Here is a 22,649-nt window from a genome sequence, read left to right on the forward strand (position 1 = left end):
GGAGACGCCTCACGGTGTCGGAGCACTCGTCACGGCCTCCGCGATGACGTCGGCGAGCATCGTCGAGTACTGGATCGTGAGGTGGCTGGAGTCGGCGTGGACCGGCGTGGTGCCGACGAAGCCGGGACAGCGCTGGTGTGCGCAGAACCAGCCGAGAGTATCGACGTGCTCGGCGGGACTGCCCTCGAGGGCCCGCTTCTCCGCGGCGATCGTGGTGGCGAATTCGCGCGACGGCGAGGTCACGCAGTCCGCCGGTGAGGCGAAGGCCGTCGCGCACTCGCGCATCTGCTTCCCCTCGGGAGGAGAGGACAGCACGATCATCCTGTCGCTGCTCGAGGAGATGCCGTCGACGGTCCGGCGGAGGCCGGCGGCGAGCTCCTCGGCGTGCTCAGCGGGGGAGCCCGGCGACGTCATCCGGAGGATGGTCCCGTGGGACTGGGCGAGGATCGTCAGCTCCGGTGCGATCTCGGCCACCCGCTCCTGCCGCCACTCGTGGATCTCGTCGCACTCCGGGTAGGCGGCGCCGGTGCCGTGAGTCACGCTCACGAAGGAGGCGGGGCACTCTCCGCGGGTCAGCGGGTGGATGCGGTAGCCGAGCGGCTCGAGCGCGGCCTTGATGCCGGGCGACCAGGCGATGGCGAACGAGTCGCCGAGCACGACGACGTCCAGGCCCGTGTCGGTGGGGCCGCTCTCGCAATCGATGCTCTGCTGCGTCGTGGTGATGTCCAGGCAGTCCGGAGTCGTGACGGACGAGAACAGCGCCTCGGTGCTGAGATCGGCGATCGGCGGGTCGAACTCGGGGAAGGTCGTCGATGCCAGCGCCTGCTCGATCCGTCCCGTGAGCTCCGTCGCAGCGGTGACGGGCGCCGCTGGGCTCTCGGACGCGGCCGATGCGGTCGGCGTGAGCGGCCCCGGGGCGGCGCCCGCGGGCGGTGGCGGCGGCGGGGTGAGGGCGATCGAGACGGGGACGATCGTCGCGACGGCGAGGGCTGCGACGGCGCCGATCCTCAACCGAGGTCCGAAGACGCCCCACCAGGTGTGCCACGCCTGACGCCGTTCCCGCCGTCGTCCACCGGCCAGGAGAGGCGACGCCTGCGCGGGCTGCTCGATCAGGTGGTACGACGCGATCGACAGGACGAGGGCCGCGATCAGCGAGGACGCGACGAGGAGTGGCGACCCCGCGGGGAAGAAGGAGCCGGCGAAGACGACGGCGGGGAAGTGCCACAGGTAGAGCGAGTACGAGATGTCGCCGAGGAAGGTCGACACCCGGTTCGTCAGTGGCAGGAGGTGAGTCGCCTGGCTCCGCGTCCCGCTGTTGGCCGCGAGGACGAGGACGGTGGAGAGGACGGGCAGCAGCGCCCACGGGGCCGGGAACGGGAGCTCGTCGTCGATCAGGGCGAAGGAGACTCCGATGCCCGCCAGCCCGGTCCAGGCGAGGACCGGGCGCACGGCGGCAGGCAGGTGTGCGAGCCGGCCGGCGAGCACAGCGAGGATCGCGCCGGCGCCGAGCTCCCACGCCCGGCTGAGGGTCGAGAAGTAGGCGACGGTCGGGTTCGCCGTCGACTCCGTCATCGCCCAGGCGAAGGAGGCCACCGTGAGGAGGCCGATGACCACCCCGACCGCGGTCCGAGCGGCGGAGGCCGGGCGTCGCGCGACCGAGACCGTCAGCCAGAGGACGAGGAGCATCAGCCCCGGCCAGACCAGGTAGTACTGCTCCTCGACGGACAGCGACCAGAAGTGCTGAAGCGGGGAGACGGCGTCCCCGCTCCGGAAGTAGTCCGTCCCGATGGCGGCGAAGCGCCAGTTCGCGGTGACGAGGAAGGCGAAGAGCGAGTCGACTGCGACGCTCTCGAACTGGCGCGAGCCGTACAGGGCCGCGGCCGCGGCGAGGGTGGCGAGCAGGACGACGATCGCTGCCGGCAGGATCCGCTTGATGCGGCGCGCGGAGAAGCCGAGGAGCGAGATGCGCCCCGAGCGCTCCCACTCGCGGAGGAGGAGCCCGGTGATCAGGAAGCCGGAGACGACGAAGAAGACGTCGACTCCGACGAATCCGCCCGACGGCCAGGCCAGGACGTGATCGAGGACCACCGCGACGACGGCGACGGCGCGCAGGCCCTGGATGTCGCGCCGACTGTGCGTTCCACCCGACGAGGTGCCCGCACCCGGACGTCCCGTGGTCTGCAGGACCGAGCTCTGCGACATCCGCACTCCCCTTCCGCGGTGCCTCGAGAGGAGGTCCCGCGGAAGCACCGGTGGAGTTTTGCACGCTCGCGCTGCGGGGCGTCGCGATGTCGTGCGGTGCGTGCTCCGGCTGGCGCCGACCGCCGCGCTCGGGAAGGACTCCGCCCCCGAGCTGATGATCGGTCGTCGGGGTCCGAGCCGGTGGAGCTGTGGGGTCAGGCGTCCGGGCGGGACTTCTTCAGGCGGGACTTCGCGGCGCGCTCGGTGAGGACGGAGAGGTAGTCCTGGACCGGGCGGTCGGCGAGGGAGTCGAGCTCCTTCTGGACGGCCGACTCCACCTCGGCGGCGGGGCGGTCGGGGAAGCGGGTGCGCAGGCGCGCGGACACTTCGGAGACGATCTGGTCGAGGTTCACTTCAGCGGTCACGGGCGGATCTTCCTCCCTCCTGGTTAACGGACGGTGTTGCGCACACGGCGACCGCGCGGGCGCTAGCACGTCCGCCGCCCGGAAGCCCGTAGTGGCCGCTCCCCGCACGACGTGGTTCGCTGTTCTCGTGCCTGACCTCCCGATGTTCCCGCTCGGCTCCGTGCTGCTGCCGCACATGCCGCTCCCGCTCCGGCTGTTCGAGCCGCGGTACCTGCGGATGCTCGGCGACGTGCTCGAGGACGACACGCTCTCCTTCGGCGTCGTCCTGATCGAGCGCGGGCAGGAGGTGGGCGGCGGCGACCAGCGGTTCCCGATCGGCACGGTCGCGCGCATCCTCAACATCGACGGCGCCGAGTCGTTCGTCACCCTCGACAGCGTCGGCGAGAACCGCTTCGAGGTCGTCCGCTGGTACGAGGACGACCCCTACCCGAAGGCCGAGGTGCGCCCCGTGGCTCCGCTCGAGTGGGCGCCGGAGCACGAGGAGCTGCTGCGCTCCGCCGAATCGGCGGTGCGGACGGCGCTAGCGGTCGCGAGCGAGTTCGTCGAGCAGCGCTACGGCGCCGTCGTCGAGCTGGCCGAGGACCCGGCCGCGCACGCCTGGCAGCTCGCGGGAGTCGCTCCGGTCACCGAGCTCGACCGGCTCGCGTTCCTGCGCAGCACCTCGATGGTCGAGCTGCTGGAGGCCGTGCGCGAGCGCTCCTCCGAGGCGACCGAGTCGTTCCGCGCCGGCTGGGCCTGACCGACGGTCTCCGCTGACCGCTGGGGCACACCTCACTCCTCGAGCGCGACTCCGCGCTCGGCGGCCAGCTTGGCCAGGTCGTCGACGACGACGAGCGCCATCCGCACCGAGCGGTCGCGGCGGTACTCCTCCGCGTCCGCGTCGATCAGCGGCGCCCGATCGAGGGTCTCCTCGATCGACTGCGACAGCTCGCGCCAGGCGTCCTGCCGGGCGTCGTCGACGAGCGCGGCCAGGTACTGCTCGTCCCGCGCACGCTTGCGCAGGGAGTCCGCCACCGACAGCGAGAGCCGCTCGCGGTGGTCGAGGTTGTCGATGTCGGCCGAGCGGTAGTCGTGCACGTGGTCGGAGCGGCCGCCGACCAGGGTCGCGTCCGCGGCGATGGCGCGCAGGCGCTCGGCCGCGGCCTCCGACTCGTCCGCGAGCTTCTCCAGCTCGGCGGCGGCGATGACGGAGTAGTGCCGGACGTCGAAGGCGACGCCCTCGGCCAGGCCGTCCATCAGCACGCGGTTCTTCACGGCCATCCGGCTCGCGTACTGGGCGAGCAGCAGGCCCTCCTCCGCGGCCTCCTCGACCGAGACGGGCTCGCGCGACGGGTTCTCGTCAGGGTCGTACGGCTCCATCTTGAACCTGCGTCGACGGCGGAACCACACGCGCGTCACCTGCACCCTCGTCCGAGCGCCCCGCCCGCCGGAGCACCTCTTCGAGAGTACCGGTCGGGCGGGCGCGATGGTCGGCCGCTCAGGCGTCCCGCCAGTCGTCCTGCAGGAGGTGCGAGCCGGCCTGCGGGCCCATCTGCAGCATGCCGCCGTCGACGACGTAGGAGGATCCGGTGATGTAGGCGCCGGCGGGGGAGGCGAGGAGGGCGATCACGGCCGCGATCTCGCGAGCGTCGCCGGAGCGGCCGAGCGGGATGCCCGGGCGGTCGATGCCGTGCGGATCCACGTCCTCCGCGTCGTTCATCGGGGTCGCGATCTCGCCGGGTGCGACGGCGTTGGCGGTGATCCCGTAGCGGCCGAGCTCGAGGGCGGCGACCTTCAGCAGTCCGCCGAGTCCGTGCTTGGCGGCGACGTAGGCGCCCGCGCCGACGCGGGGCTGGTGCTCGTGCACGCTGGTGACGCCGATCAGCCGGCCGCCGGTGCCCTGCTCGACCATGATCCGGGCGGCGCGCTGGAGGCCGACGAACGCTCCGTCGAGGTTCAGCGCCACGACCTCGCGCCAGCTGTCGAGGCTCTGCTCGAGGAAGGCCTCGCCGCCGCCGCCCCCGGCGTTGTTGACGAAGACGTCGAGCCCGCCGAGCCGCCGGGCCAGGTCGTCGATCACGTCGCCCACCGTGTCGAGCTCGGTCGCATCGAGACGGGCGACCTCGGCGCGGCGGCCGTGCGAGCGGACCTCCTCGGCGGTGTCCTGGGCGCCCTGCTCGTCGCTGTGCCAGGTGATGCCGACGTCCATGCCCGCCTCGGCGAGGGCGACAGCGGCGGCCCGGCCGATGCCGGAGTCCGAGGCTGTGACGACGGCGCGGGTGGGTCGGAAGTCGCGGGGTCCCTGGGTCATGACGTCTCCTGTTCCGAGGAGGCGCGGCGCCCCCTCGGTCCCGATCCCAGCACCAGGGCCCGGAGGGCGGGACCCGCTTGACACGCCGGTCGGTGGCGTCGTGGGCGTGGCGGATGCCCGGGCGGGTGCCCGGATCGAGTTGACTGTCCCGATGGACTCCCGACGCATCTCCGTCGTCGTCCCCGTCAAGGACGACGCCCGGCACCTCGAGCGGCTGCTCGCCCTCCTCGCCGAGCAGACCCTCGCCCCGTTCGAGATCGTCGTCGTCGACGACGGCAGCACCGACGACAGTGCCGACCTGGCGCGCGCGGCGGGTGCGCGGGTCATCGTGCACGGCGGCAGCGGCATCCCGGCCAGCACGGCCCACGGCTTCGACGAGGCGGAGGGCGACGTGCTCGCCCGGCTCGATGCGGACTCGCAGCCCGACCGGCACTGGCTCGCGAGGATCGCGGCCCACTTCGCCGATCCGAGCGTCGGGGCGGTGACGGGCCCCGGCCGCTTCGTCGAGCTCGGGCCGGTGGCGCGGACGCTCGCCCGCATCGTCTACATGGACGCGTACTTCGTGCTGATGGGCTCCGCGCTGGCCAACTGGCCGCTCTTCGGCTCGAACTGCGCCGTCCGCCGCTCGGCCTGGCAGGACATCGCGGGGGAGATGCACCGCGACGACCCGTACGTGCACGACGACGTCGAGATCAGCGTGCACCTGGGGCTGCGCCACCGGATCGTGTACGACCGCCACCTCGAGGTCGGCATCTCGGCGCGCCCCTTCGGCGCGGCGACCGACATGGTGCGGCGCTTCGATCGCGCGCTGCACACGCTCCGGCGGCACCCCGGACTCGGGGACCCGGTGCGGCGCTGGACCCACCGCACCCGGCGCGGGCACGTCGACCGGCTGCGGGCCCTCGCCGCCGCCCGCCGCTCTCCCCGCTAGGACTCCGCGGAGGTCGCGGCCGGAGCCTTCGTCGGCCGCGGGTCGTCCTTCGGCATCGCGCGGACCGCGAAGAGCATCCCGACCGCGAGGACCGTCAGCGCGATGCAGACGAAGCGGGTGCCGGCCGCGAGGCCCTCGGGCGTCGGATCGCCGCCGCCGGCCTGGGCGTTGACGATCGCGCCGAACACCGCGACGGCGATCGCACTGCCGATGTTGCGGGCGAAGAAGTTGGTCGACGACACGACGCCGCGCTCGTTCCACTCGACGCTCGCCTGCGCGCGGATGAGCGTCGGTGTCGCGACCAGGCCCATGCCGGCGCCGATCAGCACGCAGAAGCCTGCGATCTCCCAGAGGCTCGAGGAGGCGCCGAGGAGGATCGTCAGCCCGGTGCCGACCGTGACCAGCGCCGCCCCGAGGAAGGCCGTGCGCCGGAAGCCGATCCGCAGGTAGAGCCTGCCGGAGAGGCTCGCCGCCACCGGCCAGCCGATCGTCATCGCGGCGACCGCGAAGCCGGCGCCGAGGGCGGAGCTGCCGAGGACGCCCTGCGCGAAGGTCGGGAAGTAGGAGGTGACGCCGAGGGTGATCGCGCCGACCGTCACCGAGACGAGACTCGTCGAGAGCAGCACCCGCCGGGTGAGCACCCAGAGCGGCAGCACCGGCGCGACCGCCCTGCGCTCGATCGCGACGAAGCCGGCGAAGGCGAGCGCCGCGACGACGAAGACGCCGACACCCGCTGGGGAGAGCCACGGCCAGGCGCTGCCGCCCTCGAGCAGGCCGAGGATGAGCAGCGCCGTGCCGACGGCGAGCACCGACGCTCCGGCGAGATCGAGCGGGGTGCGCTCGCCGCGGGTGGTCTCGCGGAAGCTGCGGATCAGGAGGAAGGCGGCGAGCAGGCAGAGCGGGATGTTGACCAGGAAGATCCAGCGCCAGGCGCCCAGATCCGACAGCACACCGCCGAGTGTGGGGCCGACGACCGAGGAGATGCCCCAGACGCTCGCGAGGTAGCCCTGGGTCTTCGCCCGCTCGGCGACCGTGTAGATGTCGCCGGCGATCGTGATGCCCATCGGCTGGATCGCTCCGGCGCCGAGGCCCTGCAGGGCGCGGAAGGCGATCAGCGCGGGCATGCTCCAGGCCAGGCCGCAGAGCAGCGAGCCGACGAGGAAGAGACCGATCCCGATCAGCATGATGGGCTTCCGGCCGATCACGTCGGAGAGCTTGCCGTAGAGGGGGACGGAGACCGCCTGCGCGAGCAGGTAGATCGAGAACAGCCAGGGGAACTGCTCGAAGCCGCCGAGGTCCGCGACGATCGAGGGCACCGCGGTGGAGAGGATGGTCGCGTCGAGGGCGACCAGCGCGGTCGAGATCATCAGCGCCAGGAGGATCGGACCGCGCTCGGAGCGCAGTCCGACGCTCGCGCGCGTGGGGGAGTCGGTCATTCCGCTCACGCTATTGCAGAGCCGGGCGATGGAACGGGGGCTCGACGCACTCGGTAGACTGGCCCTATGGAACTCGTGCTCTGGCTCGTCGTAGCCGCCATCGCCGGTGTCGGCCTCGTCTCCGGAGTCGCCGCTCTGATCGCCATGACGAAGGCGCCCTGGTCCGACAGCAAGTAGTGGGGTCCGGGTCGCGCCCGCCGGCCCTCACTCGTAGTACCGCACCACGCTCCAGCACGGATCCGCCGAGGCGACGACGTCGAGCACGAAGGCTCCGCCCGTCTCGAGATCGGTCGCCTGGAAGCGCCAGCCGCCGATGCTGACCGGCACGCCGCCGAACGTCGGCGGGAAGCCGTCGAGCGGCGCCCACCAGTCGCTGGTGCGCGTCCAGACCGTCGGACGGTCGGTGACCCGGTAGCTGGCGCCGCGCCACTCGAGGGCGACGGGCACCCCGTCGCCGTCGGTCGCGACCATCGCCGTCTCGTCGATCACCGCCATCGTGGGTGCTCCCGCCTGCTCCGCTCGACCCGTCGGACTCGACTGGCCGTTCGAACATGTGTTCGATAGTCTGCGAGTGTACGCCGCGGCGCCCGTGCTCGCCACGGCAGCGGACCGACCGGGCAGGAGGCGAGATGATCGAGTGGAGTCCCCTCCAGATGCTGCGCAGCAGCGGGCCCGACGAGTGGGTGATGGTCGACGCGATGCGGACGGGGCGGATCGGGCTGATCCGCCGGATCGAGACGGGCCCGTACCGCGAGAGCTGGTATCGGGCGGTCACGTGGGCCGCGGAGCCGAGCCGCCGCACGCTCGTGGGCTACTCGCGGTCGATGGACACGATCGCGGCGGCGCTCTGGGCGCATCAGCCTTTGACCGCGCAGGAGAAGCCGTTCCCGGGCTATCCCGCGTCGAAGCCGGCGCCCGAGCGCGCCCCGTGACGGCGGCCGCCCGGGCGCCCGTCCGAGCCGGGGCCGCCGCGGAGGAGAATGGCCGGATGCTCCTCGCGCTCACCGGTGGCCCCACGGGGGCGTGGCGGGCGATCGCGGCGGACGGCACGGGCACCGAGGTCGGCCGTGGACGCGGTCCGGTCGAGCTGGCCGCCTTCGTCCGCGAGCGCGAGGCGGAGCGGCCGCGCTGGGTCTGGGACGACACGGCGCGCTGGTACCCCGCGCTCCTGGCGGAGGGCGTGCACGTCGCGCGCTGCCACGACCTGCGCCTCGCCCGCGCCATCCTCCGCCGCTCGGAGCAGACGGCGCGCTCGCCGCTCGCTCGCGCGGCGCCCGATGCCTGGGACGCCGGAGCGGCCGCTCCGGTCGCGGGCGACACGCTGCTCGGCTTCGAGGAGGCTCCGGCCGCCACGGACGAGCTCGACCCGCTCGTCGAGCTCTCGCGGCAGGAGGAGGCGCTGACGGCGGCCGCCGAGGGCGGGCGCCTGCGGCTCCTGCTCGCCGCCGAGTCCGTCGGCGCGCTGATCGCCCGCGAGATCGCCGCAGCCGGGCTGCCGTGGCGCGCGGACATCCACGACCGGGTGCTCACCGACCTGCTCGGGCCGCGTCCGCACTTCGGCGGCCGGCCGGCCCGCCTCGAGGCGCTGGCCGACGACATCCGCCGCGAGCTGGGCGCTCCCGAGCTGAACCCCGACTCGCCGACGGAGCTCCTCCGCTCGCTCCGCCGGGCGGGCCTCGCGGTCGAGTCGACCCGCTCCTGGGAGCTGACGTCGATCGAGCACCCCGTGATCCCGCCGCTGCTGGAGTACAAGAAGCTCTCGCGCCTGCTGACCGCCAACGGCTGGGCCTGGCTCGACGCCTGGGTGCATGACGGGCGCTTCCGGCCCGAGTACGTCGTCGGCGGCGTCGTCACCGGACGCTGGGCGACCTCGGGCGGGGGAGCGCTGCAGCTCCCGCGGCAGATCCGCGCGGCGGTGACCGCCGATGCGGGCTGGACGCTCGTGGTCGCCGATGCGGCGCAGCTGGAGCCGCGCATCCTCGCCGCGCTGGCGGGCGACTCCGTGATGGCCGCCGCCGGCCGCGGCAAGGATCTCTACCAGGGCATCGTCGACGCGGGTGTCGTGCCGGACCGGCCGCGGGCCAAGGTCGCGATGCTCGGTGCGATGTACGGGGCGACCAGCGGCGAGGCCGGGCGCCTGCTCCCGCGGCTGGCCCGCGCGTATCCGCTGTCGGTCGCGCACGTCGAGGCGGCCGCCCGCGCCGGCGAGCGGGGCGAGCGGGTGTCGACCCGGCTCGGGCGCAGCTCGCCGCCCGGCGACGTCGACGCCGGTGGGCAGCGTGCTCGCGACTGGGGGCGCTTCACCCGCAACTTCGTCGTGCAGGGCACGGCCGCGGAGTGGGCGCTCTGCTGGATGGGAGAGCTGCGGGCCCGGCTGCGCGCGGAGGGCGCGCTCGCGCACCTCGTCTACTTCTTGCACGACGAGGTGATCGTGCACGCGCCGGCGGGCGAGGCGGAGCGGGTTGCCGCGATCGTGCGCGAGGCCGCCGCGCGCGCCGGGCGCGCGCTGTTCGGCGAGCAGGACGTCGACTTCCCGGTCACCGTCGCGGTCGTCGACGCCTACGACGAGGCGAAGTGACGGCGGAGCGACGAGTCGCTCAGTACCAGTGCGGGGAGCGGTTGTTCCACGCCGACCACGCCGCGCACGGCGAGCCGTAGCGGTCGGAGATGTACGCCAGACCCCAGTCGACCTGGGTGGCGGCGTTCGTCTGATAGTCGGCGCCGTAGGTCGCCATCTTGCTCGCGGGCAGGGCCTGCGGGATGCCGTAGGCGCCCGAGGAGCGGTTCAGCGCGTTCCAGCGCCAGCCCGACTCGCCGTTCCAGAGCGGGATCAGGCAGTTGTCGACCTGGTCCTGGCCCCAGCCGTGGACGCCCATGACGGACCGGGCGTAGTTCTGCGCCTGCGCGGGTGACATCCCGTCGGTGCGGCCGGCGTAGGTGCTGAGCGCGGCGATGGTCTTCGCGGAGCTGTCCTTGCCGGAGGCGTCGTCGTCGCCCAGCTCGACCGGGCCGCCGCCGCCGCCGCCGCCCGTGGACGGCGCCGCGGGTGCGGGCGCGGCCGGCGCGGGGGCGGAGGGTGCGGACGGCGCCTTCGCGGCCTGCTGGCGACGGGCCTCGGCCTCGGCGGCGAGGCGGGAGAGGCGCTCCTGCTCCTCGAACGCGGCCTTCGCCTCCTGACCGGTGGCGAACTCCTCCTCGAGTGCGGCCGTGGTGTTCTTGAGCGAGGCGAGCTGCTCGTAGAGACCGGAGCTGTACTGCTCCTGGTCGGCGACCTTCGCATCGGCGTCGGCTTGCGCGGCCTGCGCGGTCGCGAGCGCGTCCTGCGCGGCGCTGACGAGGGAGAGCCGCTCGGTGCGCGCCTGCTCGGCCTGGCCCGCGAGGGAGGCGGCGGCGTTCTCGGTGGTCTCGGCGTCGTCCTGGAGGCGGCTGGTCTGCAGCGTGAGCTGGCTCATGGTGCCCAGGCGGTAGAGCAGCTGGTCCGACTGCTCGCCGCCGACCAGGAGGTTGAGCGTGGCGTCGGTGCCGCCGTTGCGGTACAGCTGGGCGGCCAGGCGGCCGGCCTGCTCCTTCGCGGCGTCCGCATCGGCGCGGGCGGCGGTGGCGCGCTCCTCGAGCGCGGTCACGCGCTGGGTGGCCTCGTCGAGAGCGCTCTGCGCGGCGTCGGCCTCGGCGGCCCGGGAGATGGCGGCATCGGTGAGGGCGGCGGCCTGATCGCGCAGGTCGGCGAGGATCGCCGTGATGCGGTCGACCTCGGCGGCGGTCGCGCTCTCGCTCGACTTCGCGGCCTCGACGTCCGACCAGGACGGGTAGTCCGCCGGGTCGTAGGCGGAGGCCGCCATCGGGGCGGCGAGGGCGGCGCAGAGGACGAGGACCGTGCCCGCACCGGCTGCGACGAGCCGTCGGCGCGCGGAGGTGGACACGCGGAGGCCGAGAGGCGAACGGATCATACCCGCCAGCCTAGGCGACGGCGCCCGCGCCTGTCTCGTGCCGGCCGATCCTGTCGCCGGGCGGCTCCTCCGCGGCGGCGTCGTCCCGCGCCGCTGCCCTGCGGCCCCGCCGCGGGCGCTCGAGCGCGTAGCCGCGGACGGCGGCTCCGTCACCCGTTCCGGCGAGCTCCTCGCGGGCGGCCTCGAGCAGCCGGCGCAGCGCGTCGTCGCGCACCAGCACCGCGCGGGCGGCCAGGCGGCGCTGCGGGTGGTCGTCGAGCACCTCCTGCTCGTCGGGGAGCGTGCTTCCGTAGGCGTCGAGGACCGCGTCGAGATCGGCGTCGGACAGGCTCGAGGCCAGCAGGATCCGGTCGAGCACGTCGTCCCAGTCCTCCTCGGCGGACGCGCCGTCGCCGCTCAGCCAGGCGAGCGCCTCGGCGCGCCCCTCGTCGGTGAGGGCGTGCAGGGGGAGTCCGTCCTCAGTCGATCCCGCGCCGGCGACGAGGCCGCGCTCGCGGAGCCGGTCGAGGGTGGAGTAGATCTGGCCGACGTTGACCCGGCGACGGTGGGCCGCCCGGTCGAGCAGCTCGGCGTGGAGCTGCAGGCCGTAGGCGGGGCCGAGGGTGAGGAGAGCGAGCAGACCGTCGCGGACCGACACGGGGCTCCTCTCGAGCGGATCGCGGGCCCGGATGCGGGCGGCGCCGCGGTTCGGGCGGACGATCCCGAGTATAGGCAGGGGATCTCGGCGACCCGTCGGCGGCCGCGGCGAGGCGCCTTGTCGTGGCGCGGAGGGTCCTGCATAATCTGAACCGGTGGCTCGTCCACCGCACAAGAAGGCACTGCACGTCGCTCGTGGTCCAGGTCGTTGGGGAAGACGCACCAGGACGGACGGAGGACAGCGTGGTGACGCAACAGACTCGGGGTGTGCTCTTCGTGCACTCCGCCCCCCGCGCGCTCTGCCCCCATCTGGAATGGGGAGCGGGTCGCGCTCTCGGTCGTGCCGTGAACTTCACTTGGATCGAGCAGCCGGTGCAGCGCGGCGCCCAGCGTGCCGAGTACGCGTGGGAGGGCCCGGTCGGCACCGGTGCCGTCATCGCGTCCGCTCTGCGCGGCTGGGCCGACGTGCGCTACGAGGTGACCGAGGACCCGTCGCCCGGTGTCGACGGCGGCCGCTGGATGCACACGCCCGAGCTGGGCGTCTTCCACGCCCAGACCGACAGCGCCGGCAACACCGTCGTCCCCGAGGACCGCATCCGCTCCGCCATGGAGACCGCCGGCGCCGACCCCATCGAGCTGCACCGCGAGCTGCGCCTCGCCCTCGGCCAGGCCTGGGAGGACGAGCTCGAGCCGTTCCGCGCGGCCAGCGACTTCGGGCGGGTCATCTGGATGCACAGCGTCGGCTGAGCAGGCGGTGCCCATTTCTGCGCCGCTCCCCGCGCGGCGCAGCGCGGTCGGCTCGGGGAGGTGGTCGCGGTCCGCAGAGCGGGGTGCGAACGGCGACGGCGATTCGCTGGTACGCGAATCGCCGGATACGCCTCGTGGGGCGCGGCGATACGGTGCGCGCGACTCTCTGAAGGGTGGGCACATCTTCGGCTCGTGAGACGCGCTTCTGCTCGTCGGAACGTCGGGATCCGGCTGCTGGTCCGCCGTGCTGGGGACGGTGGGTCTCGATACGCCCCTGCGGGGCTACTCGACCAGCATGAGGGGGCGCTGCCGACCAGACGAGACGCGAGGCGGCCTGCTCCAGAAGTGCTGCCGGAGGTGTCCGACGGAGCGAGCCGCAGGCGATGCGGTCACTTCACCCGGAGTGCTGCAGCGAGTGTCCGGCAGAGCGAGACGCAGGCGATGCGGCCCTGTTCCCGGAACTGCTGGCGAGGGCTCGCGGTGAACGACCACCCTCGCGGCACGAGGCGTATCCGGCGATCCGCGTTCCAGCGGATCGCCGTCGCCGCACCGCACCGGCCCTGCGGAACGCGACCCCGCCGGGAGCGGACGCGCCTGCGCCGCGCGAGGAGCGGCGCAGCCCGCGTTCCGCTCGGGGTGACGGGGCTACGCCCCGTTACACCGACCGGAACGCGGCAACAGCATTGTGCCCCCCGAACCCGAACGAGTTGGAGAGGGCGACGAGCGGCGCGGCTCCGAGGCTGCGCGGGCTGGTGACCACGTCGAGGGGGATCTGCGGGTCCTGCTCGGTGAGGTTGATGGTGGGCGGGGCGGTGCGCTCGTGCAGGGCGAGGACGGTGAAGATCGCCTCGAGGGCTCCGGTGCCGCCGAGGAGGTGGCCGGTGGAGGCCTTGGTGGCGGAGACGGCGATGTTCGGGAGGTGGTCGCCGAAGACGCGGGCGAGGGCGCGGTACTCGGCGATGTCGCCGACGGGGGTGCTGGTCGCGTGAGCGTTGACGTGGGTGACGTCGGTGCGCGCGGCGCCGGCCTGCTCGAGGGCCTCGATCATCGCGCGGGCGGCGGCGGAGCCCTCGGGATCGGGGGCGGTGATGTGGTACGAGTCGCTGGTGACGGCGCCGCCGGCGAGCTCGGCGTAGATGCGGGCGCCGCGGGCGAGGGCGTGCTCCTCGGTCTCGAGGACGAGGGTGGCGGCGCCTTCGCCGAGGACGAAGCCGTCGCGGGAGACGTCGTAGGGGCGGGAGGCGGTGGCCGGGTCGTCGTTGCGGCGGGAGAGGGCCTGCATCGACGCGAAGGCGGCGAGGGGGAGCGGGTGGACGACCGACTCAGTGCCGCCGGCGATGACGACGTCGGCGAGGCCGCGCTGGAGGTGCTCGTACGCGTTCGCGATCGCCTCGGTGCTGGAGGCGCAGGCGGAGACGTCGGTGCGGGCGTAGGCGCGGGACGGGATGGCCATGCTGATCGCGGCCGCGGCGGCGTTGGGCATGAGCATGGGGATGGTCATCGGGAGGACGCGGCGGGGGCCGCGCTCGCGGAGGGTGTCCCACGCGTCGATGAGGGTCCAGAGTCCGCCGATGCCGGTGGAGTAGTCGACGCCGACGCGCAGCGGGTCGACGTCGGTGATGCCGGAGTCGGCCCACGCCTCGCGGGCGGAGATGAGGGCGAACTGGCTGGAGGGGTCGAGGCGCTTGGCCTCGGGACGGGGGAGGACCTCCTCCGGACGCACCTTCGCCTGAGCGGCGAAGGTGACGGGGAGCTCGAGCTCGGTCACCCAGTCGGCCTGGATCGTGCTGACGCCGGACTCACCCGCGAGAAGGGCGCTCCAGGACTCGCGAGCGGTGCCGCCGAGGGGCGTGCTGGCTCCGATGCCGGTGACGACGATTTTCTTGGGACTCATGACGACGATCTCTGTTCCGTGACGGGTGGGTTCCGGGCGCACCCCGGCCGGGCTCAGGGCCCTGGCCGGGGTGTCCGCCTCGAGGACGGGGGCGCGGGGCGCTGGTTACGCGGAGGCCTTGACGATGAAGGTGACCGCGTCGCCGACCGTCTTGAGGTTCTTGACCTCGTCGTCCGGGATCTTCACGTCGAACTTCTCCTCGGCGTTGACGACGATGGTCATCATCGAGATGGAGTCAATGTCGAGGTCGTCGGTGAACGACTTCTCCATCTCGACGGAATCGGTCGCGATGCCCGTCTCGTCGTTGACCAGTTCGGCCAGGCCGGCGAGGACTTCTTCGTTGGACAGTGCCATGGTTCTCTCCTTGAGGGGTGTTCGATCAGGGTGTTTCGACTCGGTGTTCGTCGAGATCGAGGTGTTCGTCGTGTGACCGTAGGTCAGTTTAGGGGTGGGCCTGCGCCCCCTAAGGGAGCACCACGACCTGCGCGCCGAAGACGAGTCCGGCGCCGAAGCCGATCTGCAGGGCGAGTCCGCCGCTGAGCTCGGGGTGCTCCTCGAGCAGGCGGTGGGTGGCCAGCGGGATGGAGGCGGCGGAGGTGTTGCCGGTCGTCTCGATGTCGCGGCCGATCGTCACGGTCTCGGGCAGCTTCAGCTGCTTCGCGAGCTCGTCGATGATGCGCATGTTCGCCTGGTGCGGGATGAAGGCGGCGAGGTCCTCGGGCGCGACGCCCGCCTCGGCCAGCGCCTGCTTGGCGACCTTGGCCATCTCCCAGACCGCCCAGCGGAACACGGACGGGCCGTCCTGGCGCAGCGTCGGCCACTCGGCGACGCCGTCGCGGTAGGCGGCGAGCGGGTTGTCCATGCCGACGGTGTCCCACTTCGAGCCGTCGGAGCCCCAGACGGTCTTCGAGATGCCGACGGTGTCGCTCGGGCCGACGATCGCGGCACCCGCGCCGTCGCCGAGGAGGAAGGAGATGCTGCGGTCGGTCGACTTCACGATCTCGGACAGCTTCTCGGCGCCGACGACGAGGACGTACTCGGCGAGTCCGGAGCGGACGAACGAGTCGGCCTGGGCGATGCCGTAGGTGTAGCCGGCGCAGGCCGCGGAGATGTCGTAGGCGGGGGCGGGGTTCGCGCCGATCCGGTCGGCGAGGAGCGCCGCGAGCGACGGAGTCTGCACCGTGTTGCTGATGGTCGAGACCAGCACGAGCCCGATCTGGTCGGCGCGGATCCCGGCCTTCTCGATGGCCTCGAGGGAGGCGGTGGTCGCGAGGTCGACGGCCTGGACCTCGGCCGAGGCGCGGCGGCGCTCGACGATGCCGGTGCGCTGGCGGATCCACTCGTCGGAGGAGTTGATCGGGCCGACGAGGTCGTCGTTGGGCACGACGAGGTCGCCGCGGGCGGCGCCGATGCCGAGGATGCGGGTGTACTGGCTGCCGCTGGACTGGCTGAGGGTAGGGGTCGTCATGGGTCTCTCCTGCTAGGCGGCGTGCTCGTCGATGAAGGCGCGGGCGGCGTCGAGGTCGTCGGGGGTCTTGATCGCGAGGGTCGGGAGTCCCTTGAGGCCGCGCTTGGCGAGGCCGACGAGGGCGCCCGCGGGAGCCAGCTCGATCAGGCCGGTGACGCCTGCCTCGGCGAAGGCCGCCATGCAGAGGTCCCAGCGGACGGGCGAGGCGACCTGGCCGACGAGCAGCTCGAGGAAGCGGGCGCCGGAGCCGACGACGGAGCCGTCGCGGTTCGTCCACAGGCGCAGCGTCGGGTCGGCCGGGGTGATCGAGGCGGCGACGCCGGCGAGGGAGTCGCGGGCCGGGGCCATGTAGCGGGTGTGGAACGCTCCGGCGACCTGCAGCGGCACGACGCGGGTACCGCGGAGGGGCTCGTCCTTCAGCGCCTGCAGCGCGTCGACCGCGCCGGCGACGACGATCTGCCCGCCGCCGTTGTAGTTGGCCGGCTCGAGGCCGAGCTCGTCGAGGCGGGCGAGGAGGGCCTCCTCGTCGCCGCCGAGGACGGCGCTCATCGCGGTGGGCGTCGCGGCGGCCGCGGCGGCCATGGCGCGGGCGCGCTCCCGGACGAAGACGAGCGCGTCGGGCTCGGAGAGGACTCCGGCTCCGGCCGCGGCGGTGATCTCGCCGACCGAGTGGCCGGCGATGCCCGCGATGCGCTCGCGGCGGCCGCCCTCGAGCAGCGCGGCCAGGCTGACCAGCCCGGCGGAGACGATCAGCGGCTGGGCGACCGCGGTGTCCCGGATGGTGTCCGCGTCCGAGACGGTGCCGTGCGCGGCGAGGTCGATGCCGACCGCCTCCGAGTGCGCGGCGACCTGCTCGGCCACCGAGGGGACGGCGAGCCACGGCTCGAGGAATCCGGGGGTCTGGGAGCCCTGACCCGGGGCGACGACGACGATCACGCTTTCAGTCTTCCGATCCGCGCCGGTTCGTGCGGCGCAATGAGGTACTGACAAACCACAAAGAGCTTGTGGCGGTTCTACAACAGGGTGCGGGGAGGGTGCGGCTCACTTGCGGGTCGGACGGCGGCGGACCGCTCCGTCCGGATCGCTCATCGAGCCGAGGATGAGGGCCGACTGGAGGATGAGCGCCTCGCGAGCGCCCGTCGCGTCCCAGCCGATCACCTCCGCCACCCGCTTGAGGCGGTAGCGGACGGTGTTGGGGTGCACGAAGAGCTCGCGAGCCGTCGCCTCGAGCGAGCGGCCGTTGTCGAGGTACGCCCAGAGCGTGGTGAGCAGCTCGGTCGAGTGCTTCTGCAGCGGCTTGTAGATCTGGGTGATCAGGCTCTGCCGGGCGAGCGGATCGCCGGCGAGAGCGCGCTCGGGCAGCAGGTCGTCGGCGTTGACCGGCCGCGGGGCGTTGCGCCAGGAGCGCGCGACCGCGAAGCCGGCCAGGGCGGCGCGGGCGCTGCGCGAGGCCTCGACGAGCGTCGGCACCTCGTGGCCGAGGACCAGATGACCGGAGCCGAAGCCCGGCTCGAGCGCGTTCGCGATCTCGAGGAAGGCGACCGGCGGGCCGGTCTCCTCCGTCGCGTTCTCGCTCGGCTCGGCGCGGCCGATCACCAGCACGAGCCGGCTGCCCTGCACGCCGATCAGCACGTCGGCGCTCATGTGCCGGGCGGTGCGGCGGAGCTGGTCGACGTCGAGCATCTTCGGCGCGGTGCCCACGAGCACCGCGACCTCGCCGTGGCCGTGCCAGCCGAGGGCCGCGATGCGGCTGGGCAGCTCGTCGTCGGCCTCGCCCGTGAGGATCGAGTCGACGACGAGGGCCTCGAGGCGGGCGTCCCAGAGGCCGCGCGCCTCCGCCGCCCGGGCGTAGACGTCGGCCGCGGCGAAGGCGATCTCGCGCGAGTAGAGCAGGATCGCCTCGCGTAGGTCCTCGCCGCGATGGGTGATCCGCTCCTCGACGACCTCGACCGTGACCTTGATCAGCTGGAGCGTCTGGGTCAGCGAGACGGAGCGGAGCAGCTCGCGGGGAGCCGCTCCGAAGACGTCGGCGGCGATCCACGGCGTCGCCGAGGGGTCGTCGAACCAGGAGATGAACGAGGTGATGCCGGCCTGCGCGACCATGCCCACGGCGGAGCGGCGGCCCGGCGGCATGCTGCCGTACCAGGGCAGCGTGTCCTCGAGCTTCTTGATGGTCTGCGTGGACAGCTCGCCCGAGAGGGTCCGCAGCCACGCGAGGGTCTGCTCCTTCGTGCGCGGAGCGCCCGGCCGGGTGGCCGGACGCTCCGCCGAAGGGGCAGTGCCCCGCGTCGTCGACTGCTCGTCGTCGGAGGAGAGCACCGAGCCGTCCGTCAGCTCTCGCCGCCCGCGTTGCCGGTGGTGCCGGCGTTCACGTCGTGGAGGCTGTACTTCTGGATCGCCTGGGCGGCGAGCGAGGGGTCGACCTCGCCGCGCTTGGCGAGCAGCTGCAGCGTCCGCACGACGACCGACGGTCCGTCGATCTTGAAGTGGCGGCGCGCGGCGGCACGGGTGTCCGAGAAGCCGAAGTCGTCCGCTCCGAGCGTCGCGAAGTCGCCTGGGATGAACTGCCGCAGCTGGTCGGGGACCTGGTGCGAGAAGTCCGACACGGCGACGAAGGGGCCCTTCGCGTCGGCGAGCTTCTGCGTGACGTAGGGCACCTGCGCCTCGTCCTCGGGGTAGAGGAAGTTGTGGTGCTCGGCCTTGATGCCGTCGCGCCGCAGCTCGTTCCACGAGGTGACCGACCAGACGTCGGCCGACACGCCCCAGTCCTCGGCGAGGAGCTTCTGCGCCTCGATCGCCCACGGCACGGCGACGCCGGACGCGAGCAGCTGGGCCTTCGGGCCGTCCCACTGACCCCAGGAGACGCGGTGGATGCCGCGGACGATGCCGTCCACGTCCACGTCCTCGGGCTCCTTCGGGTGCACGATCGGCTCGTTGTAGACCGTCACGTAGTACATGACGTTCGGGTCCGGGTGCGTCCCGCCGTACATCCGCTCGAGACCGGACTGCACGATGTGCGCGATCTCGTAGCTGTACGCCGGGTCGTAGCTCACCACGGCCGGGTTGGTGGCGGCGAGGATCGGCGAGTGGCCGTCCGCGTGCTGGAGGCCCTCGCCGGTCAGCGTCGTGCGACCGGCGGTCGCCGCGATCATGAAGCCGCGGGCCATCATGTCGCCCGCCGCCCAGATCGCATCGGCCGTGCGCTGGAAGCCGAACATCGAGTAGAAGACGTAGACCGGGATGAGCGGCTCGCCCTGCGTCGAGTACGAGGTGCCGACCGCGGTGAACGCCGCGAGGGCGCCCGCCTCGTTGATGCCGACGTGCAGGATCTGACCCTGCGGGCTCTCCTTGTAGGCCAGGAGCAGCTCGCGGTCGACCGACGTGTAGTGCTGGCCGCGCGGGTTGTAGATCTTCGCGTTCGGGAAGAACGCGTCCATGCCGAAGGTTCGGGCCTCGTCGGGGATGATCGGGACGACGCGGTTGCCGAAGTCCTTGGAGCGCAGGATGTCCTTCAGGATGCGGACGAACGCCATGGTCGTGGCGATCTCCTGCGTCCCGGAGCCCTTCTTGCCGATCTTGTAGGCCGAGTCGTCCGGCAGCGAGAGCTGCGTGTACTTCGACCGGCGCTCGGGCAGGTAGCCGCCGAGCGCGCGGCGGCGCTCCTGCATGTACTCGATCGCCTCGTCGCCCTGACCGGGGTGGTAGTACGGCGGGAGGTAGGGGTTCTCCTCGAGCTGGGCGTCCGTGATCGGGATCCGCATGGTGTCGCGGAAGCCTTTCAGGTTGTCCAGGGTCATCTTCTTCATCTGGTGGGTCGCGTTGCGGCCCTCGAAGCTGCGGCCGAGACCGTAGCCCTTGATGGTGTGCGCGAGGATGACGGTCGGCTGGCCCTTGTGCTCCGTCGCGGCCTTCATGGCGGCGTAGATCTTGCGGTAGTCGTGGCCACCGCGGCGCAGGCCCCAGATCTGCTCGTCGCTGTAGTCCTCGACGAGCTTCTTCGCGCGCTCGTCGCGGCCGAAGAAGTTCTCGCGGACGTAGGCGCCGTCCTCGGTCTTGAAGGTCTGGAAGTCGCCGTCGGGCGTCTTGTTCATCAGGTCGAGCAGCGCGCCCTCGGTGTCGCGGGCGAGCAGGTCGTCCCACTCGCGGCCCCAGATGAGCTTGATGACGTTCCAGCCGGCGCCGCGGAAGAACGACTCCAGCTCCTGGACGATCTTGCCGTTGCCGCGGACCGGTCCGTCGAGGCGCTGCAGGTTGCAGTTGACGATGAAGTTGAGGTTGTCGAGGCCGTCGTTCGCGGCGACCTGGAGCTGACCGCGCGACTCGACCTCGTCCATCTCGCCGTCGCCGAGGAACGCCCAGACCTGCTGGTCGGAGGCGTCCTTGATGCCGCGGTTGGTGAGGTACTTGTTCGCCTGCGCCTGGTAGATCGCGTTGATCGGGCCGAGGCCCATTGAGACGGTCGGGAACTGCCAGAACTCCGGCATGAGGCGCGGGTGCGGGTAGCTGGAGAGCCCGCCGCCCTGGTGCGACTTCTCCTGGCGGAACCCGTCGAGCTGGTGCTCGCTCAGGCGTCCCTCGAGGAAGGCGCGCGCGTAGGGGCCGGGGGAGGCGTGGCCCTGGATGAAGATCTGGTCGCCGCCGCCCGGGTGGTCCTGGCCGCGGAAGAAGTGGTTGAAGCCGACCTCGTAGAGCGAGGCGCTCGACGCGTAGGTCGAGATGTGCCCGCCGACGCCGATGCCGGGGCGCTGCGCGCGGTGCACGAGGATGGCCGCGTTCCAGCGGATCCAGGCGCGGTAGCGGCGCTCGACGTCCTCGTCACCGGGGAAGTCGGGCTCGTTCTCGGCCGCGATGGTGTTGATGTAGTCCGTGGTCGGCACCATCGGAACGCCGAGGTGCAGCTCCTTGGAGCGCTTGAGGAGGCTGAGCATGACGTCGCGTCCGCGACCGGCACCCCGCTCCTCGACGAGCGCGTCCAGCGACTCGTTCCACTCCGACGTTTCCTCGGGATCCGAGTCGACGTGTCCGACGGAATACGGGTCCTGATCGTTAACAGTCACCCTCGACCTCTCTCTGGGGGCAGATCGTGCCCGAGACATCACTCTCATGAAGCGGTGCGGATCCGCGCGCAGGATCCTCGGATGACGAGGAGCGCGCGGGCACCCGTGCAAGCCTAGCGATTCCGGCCATGTGTGGCGATCCACGACGGATCCGCACAGGGCTCTGTGGGATTTCTCCAGCAGCAGCGCGTTCAGCGGCCCGGACGGCGGCCACGATCCCGACCGCTGTTCGGCTCCTCCTTGGTGCACGGCCGGAGCGGGTCTAGCATTGCCCCTCGTGCTCGCGCGACATTCGCGCGCATGGAAGGACATCGTCCGATGGCTCTCGAGAAGCTCACGCTGGCTCCCGACTTCGAACTCGCGAACCAGTACGGCGAGCGCATCCAGCTCGGCGACTTCCACGGGCGGCGCAACGTCGCCCTCGTCTTCTTCCCCCTCGCCTTCTCCGGCACCTGCACCGGCGAGTTCTGCGCGCTGCGCGAGAACCTCTCGCTGTTCGAGCACGCGGACGTCGAGCTGATCGGCATCTCGGTCGACTCGAAGCACACCCTCCGCGCCTGGGGCGAGAAGCAGGGCTACGACTTCACGCTGCTCTCGGATTTCTGGCCGCACGGCGACGTCGCCAAGCAGTACGGCGTCTTCCTCGAGGGCAAGGGCTACGCCACGCGCGCGACCTTCCTCATCGACAAGGAGGGCGTCATCCGGGACACCTTCATCACGGCGCCCGGCGAGGCCCGCTCGATGGACGACTACCGCGCCGCGATCGACGCGCTCACTCCCGCCCACGCCTGACGCCCCGGCGCTCCTCCGCGAGATGCCACTTGTGACCGCCTTTCACGGCGTGTCGCGTGCACAAGTGGCATCTCGCGGAGTGCGGGCGCGCGTGCACACGACGAGGGTCAGCTCAGGATGTTGACGGCTCGGGAGATGACCAGGGCCAGCAGGACGAAGCCGGTGAAGCCCTCGAGGGCCATCAGGAGCTTGACCCGGCTGGAGAGCGGCATGGTGTCGGTGGGGCTGAACGCCATGGTGTTCGTCGTCGAGACGTAGAGGTAGTCGACGAAGCCCGGGCGCCAGTCGGCCTTCTCGGAGGAGCCGACCGCCACCTCGGCGACCGTGTCGCCGAAGGTGTCCTGGGGGAAGGCGAAGTCGGCGGGCGGCAGCTGCGAGCGCTCGAGCGTGCCGCGCGAGACGGGGCCGCCGCGGTCGAGCTCCCAGAAGATCAGCGCGTAGGCGACGACGTTGGTCACCCAGACCTGCAGCGCCGTGAGCAGGAGCAGCGGGCCGTCGGCGGACCCGTCGACGAGGTCGACCACGACCCGGACGACGTTGACCTGGTTCGCCGCGGCGAGGACGACCGCGAGGGTGATCGAGACTCCGCGCGACCAGCGGGTCTCGGTGTCGAAGCGGCGCGGGTTCACGACGAAGAGCGGGATCAGCAGCGCGAGCGTCAGGACCGCTGCGGCGATCCGGACGACCGAGGTGCTGGAGTCGTGCCCGACGAGGTTGAGCGCCACAGCGACGAGGATCGCGGCGGAGGCCGGCCAGCGGCTCTCGGCCCGGCGCCTCGCGCGCCCGTCGTCCGTGTCCGCCATGCGCCGAGAGTAGCGGTGCGAGCCGTGTCGTAGGATCGATCC

Annotated in this window: 21 protein-coding genes; 6 read left to right on the forward strand and 15 right to left on the reverse strand. The window is 72.3% G+C overall.

Features of this window, described 5'->3' with window-relative positions; genetic code table 11:
• Positions 1–9: 9 nt before the first annotated feature.
• Both GTU73_RS08970 and GTU73_RS08975 read right to left on the reverse strand, forming a co-directional pair.
• Positions 10–2,202 (reverse strand): acyltransferase family protein, encoded by a 2,193-nt coding sequence (locus tag GTU73_RS08970; protein ID WP_160088775.1) that lies wholly within the window; start codon positions 2,200–2,202, stop codon positions 10–12.
• A 194-nt stretch (positions 2,203–2,396) separates the two neighbouring features.
• A complete protein-coding gene (locus GTU73_RS08975) occupies positions 2,397–2,606 on the reverse strand; it encodes a hypothetical protein (protein WP_132437785.1) in 210 nt (69 codons plus the stop codon).
• Positions 2,607–2,733: 127 nt separating this feature from the next.
• Between GTU73_RS08975 and GTU73_RS08980 the strand changes: the two genes are divergently transcribed.
• On the forward strand, positions 2,734–3,345 hold the full coding sequence (locus tag GTU73_RS08980) for an LON peptidase substrate-binding domain-containing protein (protein WP_160088777.1): 612 nt from the start codon (positions 2,734–2,736) through the stop codon (positions 3,343–3,345).
• Between the two features lie 32 nt (positions 3,346–3,377).
• Here the strand turns inward: GTU73_RS08980 and GTU73_RS08985 are convergent, their stop codons facing one another.
• Complete coding sequence (locus tag GTU73_RS08985; protein ID WP_160088779.1) at positions 3,378–3,965, reverse strand: hypothetical protein; 588 nt, start codon at positions 3,963–3,965, stop codon at positions 3,378–3,380.
• Between the two features lie 118 nt (positions 3,966–4,083).
• Positions 4,084–4,896 (reverse strand): SDR family oxidoreductase, encoded by an 813-nt coding sequence (locus tag GTU73_RS08990; protein ID WP_160088781.1) that lies wholly within the window; start codon positions 4,894–4,896, stop codon positions 4,084–4,086.
• A 151-nt stretch (positions 4,897–5,047) separates the two neighbouring features.
• Between GTU73_RS08990 and GTU73_RS08995 the strand changes: the two genes are divergently transcribed.
• Entirely contained in the window at positions 5,048–5,827 is a 780-nt protein-coding gene (locus tag GTU73_RS08995) for a glycosyltransferase (protein ID WP_160088783.1), read from the forward strand.
• Here GTU73_RS08995 and GTU73_RS09000 read toward each other — a convergent pair.
• Both GTU73_RS09000 and GTU73_RS09005 read right to left on the reverse strand, forming a co-directional pair.
• Complete coding sequence (locus GTU73_RS09000; protein WP_160088785.1) at positions 5,824–7,263, reverse strand: MDR family MFS transporter; 1,440 nt, start codon at positions 7,261–7,263, stop codon at positions 5,824–5,826. The genes GTU73_RS08995 and GTU73_RS09000 overlap by 4 nt on opposite strands.
• 204 nt (positions 7,264–7,467) lie before the next feature.
• Positions 7,468–7,758, reverse strand: a complete 291-nt coding sequence (locus tag GTU73_RS09005) for a hypothetical protein (RefSeq protein WP_160088787.1) — start codon at positions 7,756–7,758, stop codon at positions 7,468–7,470.
• A gap of 134 nt (positions 7,759–7,892) precedes the next feature.
• Between GTU73_RS09005 and GTU73_RS09010 the strand changes: the two genes are divergently transcribed.
• Together GTU73_RS09010 and GTU73_RS09015 are read left to right on the forward strand one after the other, a co-directional pair.
• Positions 7,893–8,195: a hypothetical protein gene (locus GTU73_RS09010; protein ID WP_160088789.1), complete on the forward strand. Its 303-nt coding sequence runs from the start codon at positions 7,893–7,895 to the stop codon at positions 8,193–8,195.
• Positions 8,196–8,251: 56 nt separating this feature from the next.
• A complete protein-coding gene (locus tag GTU73_RS09015; protein ID WP_160088791.1) occupies positions 8,252–9,841 on the forward strand; it encodes a bifunctional 3'-5' exonuclease/DNA polymerase in 1,590 nt (529 codons plus the stop codon).
• Between the two features lie 19 nt (positions 9,842–9,860).
• Here GTU73_RS09015 and GTU73_RS09020 read toward each other — a convergent pair whose 3' ends face one another.
• On the reverse strand, positions 9,861–11,210 hold the full coding sequence (locus GTU73_RS09020; protein WP_160088793.1) for a hypothetical protein: 1,350 nt from the start codon (positions 11,208–11,210) through the stop codon (positions 9,861–9,863).
• A gap of 10 nt (positions 11,211–11,220) precedes the next feature.
• Complete coding sequence (locus GTU73_RS09025) at positions 11,221–11,847, reverse strand: helix-turn-helix transcriptional regulator (RefSeq protein WP_160088795.1); 627 nt, start codon at positions 11,845–11,847, stop codon at positions 11,221–11,223.
• Positions 11,848–12,113: 266 nt separating this feature from the next.
• On the opposite strand from GTU73_RS09025, the gene GTU73_RS09030 reads away from it, so the two are divergent.
• Positions 12,114–12,593 carry a DUF3145 domain-containing protein gene (locus GTU73_RS09030; RefSeq protein ID WP_160091294.1) on the forward strand — a complete coding sequence of 160 codons (480 nt, stop codon included), beginning with the start codon at positions 12,114–12,116 and terminating at the stop codon, positions 12,591–12,593.
• A gap of 655 nt (positions 12,594–13,248) precedes the next feature.
• Here GTU73_RS09030 and GTU73_RS09035 read toward each other — a convergent pair.
• The 6 genes from GTU73_RS09035 to aceE all read right to left on the reverse strand — a co-directional run bounded on the left by GTU73_RS09035 (position 13,249) and on the right by aceE (position 21,012).
• On the reverse strand, positions 13,249–14,487 hold the full coding sequence (locus GTU73_RS09035; protein WP_160088797.1) for a beta-ketoacyl-[acyl-carrier-protein] synthase family protein: 1,239 nt from the start codon (positions 14,485–14,487) through the stop codon (positions 13,249–13,251).
• 105 nt (positions 14,488–14,592) lie between these two features.
• Positions 14,593–14,841, reverse strand: a complete 249-nt coding sequence (locus GTU73_RS09040) for an acyl carrier protein (protein WP_123445660.1) — start codon at positions 14,839–14,841, stop codon at positions 14,593–14,595.
• Between the two features lie 109 nt (positions 14,842–14,950).
• Positions 14,951–15,955: a beta-ketoacyl-ACP synthase III gene (locus tag GTU73_RS09045; RefSeq protein ID WP_160088798.1), complete on the reverse strand. Its 1,005-nt coding sequence runs from the start codon at positions 15,953–15,955 to the stop codon at positions 14,951–14,953.
• Between the two features lie 12 nt (positions 15,956–15,967).
• Entirely contained in the window at positions 15,968–16,891 is a 924-nt protein-coding gene (locus GTU73_RS09050) for an ACP S-malonyltransferase (RefSeq protein ID WP_160088800.1), read from the reverse strand.
• 105 nt (positions 16,892–16,996) lie between these two features.
• The gene (locus GTU73_RS09055) at positions 16,997–18,163 is read right to left on the reverse strand and encodes a helix-turn-helix domain-containing protein (protein WP_208543788.1); all 1,167 of its coding nucleotides are present in this window, start codon (positions 18,161–18,163) and stop codon (positions 16,997–16,999) included.
• A gap of 122 nt (positions 18,164–18,285) precedes the next feature.
• Positions 18,286–21,012 carry a pyruvate dehydrogenase (acetyl-transferring), homodimeric type gene (gene aceE, locus GTU73_RS09060; protein WP_160088804.1) on the reverse strand — a complete coding sequence of 909 codons (2,727 nt, stop codon included), beginning with the start codon at positions 21,010–21,012 and terminating at the stop codon, positions 18,286–18,288.
• Between the two features lie 318 nt (positions 21,013–21,330).
• Between aceE and GTU73_RS09065 the strand changes: the two genes are divergently transcribed.
• Positions 21,331–21,804 (forward strand): peroxiredoxin, encoded by a 474-nt coding sequence (locus GTU73_RS09065; RefSeq protein ID WP_127886307.1) that lies wholly within the window; start codon positions 21,331–21,333, stop codon positions 21,802–21,804.
• Between the two features lie 107 nt (positions 21,805–21,911).
• Here GTU73_RS09065 and GTU73_RS09070 read toward each other — a convergent pair whose 3' ends face one another.
• Positions 21,912–22,607 (reverse strand): hypothetical protein, encoded by a 696-nt coding sequence (locus GTU73_RS09070; protein ID WP_160088806.1) that lies wholly within the window; start codon positions 22,605–22,607, stop codon positions 21,912–21,914.
• Positions 22,608–22,649 lie beyond the last annotated feature (42 nt).

Source organism: Rathayibacter sp. VKM Ac-2804 (genome assembly GCF_009866655.1).
GTDB lineage: Bacteria > Actinomycetota > Actinomycetes > Actinomycetales > Microbacteriaceae > Rathayibacter.

Excerpts from the sequence above, each read along its gene's own strand:
- GTU73_RS08970 (WP_160088775.1), bottom strand. The coding sequence starts at position 2,202 with ATGTCGCAGAGCTCGGTCCTGCAGACCACGGGACGTCCGGGTGCGGGC.
- GTU73_RS08985 (WP_160088779.1), bottom strand. The coding sequence starts at position 3,965 with ATGGAGCCGTACGACCCTGACGAGAACCCGTCGCGCGAGCCCGTCTCG.
- GTU73_RS08990 (WP_160088781.1), bottom strand. The coding sequence starts at position 4,896 with ATGACCCAGGGACCCCGCGACTTCCGACCCACCCGCGCCGTCGTCACA.
- GTU73_RS08995 (WP_160088783.1), top strand. The coding sequence starts at position 5,048 with ATGGACTCCCGACGCATCTCCGTCGTCGTCCCCGTCAAGGACGACGCC.
- GTU73_RS09000 (WP_160088785.1), bottom strand. The coding sequence starts at position 7,263 with ATGACCGACTCCCCCACGCGCGCGAGCGTCGGACTGCGCTCCGAGCGC.
- GTU73_RS09005 (WP_160088787.1), bottom strand. The coding sequence starts at position 7,758 with ATGGCGGTGATCGACGAGACGGCGATGGTCGCGACCGACGGCGACGGG.
- GTU73_RS09010 (WP_160088789.1), top strand. The coding sequence starts at position 7,893 with ATGATCGAGTGGAGTCCCCTCCAGATGCTGCGCAGCAGCGGGCCCGAC.
- GTU73_RS09015 (WP_160088791.1), top strand. The coding sequence starts at position 8,252 with ATGCTCCTCGCGCTCACCGGTGGCCCCACGGGGGCGTGGCGGGCGATC.
- GTU73_RS09020 (WP_160088793.1), bottom strand. The coding sequence starts at position 11,210 with ATGATCCGTTCGCCTCTCGGCCTCCGCGTGTCCACCTCCGCGCGCCGA.
- GTU73_RS09035 (WP_160088797.1), bottom strand. The coding sequence starts at position 14,487 with ATGAGTCCCAAGAAAATCGTCGTCACCGGCATCGGAGCCAGCACGCCC.
- GTU73_RS09040 (WP_123445660.1), bottom strand. The coding sequence starts at position 14,841 with ATGGCACTGTCCAACGAAGAAGTCCTCGCCGGCCTGGCCGAACTGGTC.
- GTU73_RS09045 (WP_160088798.1), bottom strand. The coding sequence starts at position 15,955 with ATGACGACCCCTACCCTCAGCCAGTCCAGCGGCAGCCAGTACACCCGC.
- GTU73_RS09065 (WP_127886307.1), top strand. The coding sequence starts at position 21,331 with ATGGCTCTCGAGAAGCTCACGCTGGCTCCCGACTTCGAACTCGCGAAC.
- GTU73_RS09070 (WP_160088806.1), bottom strand. The coding sequence starts at position 22,607 with ATGGCGGACACGGACGACGGGCGCGCGAGGCGCCGGGCCGAGAGCCGC.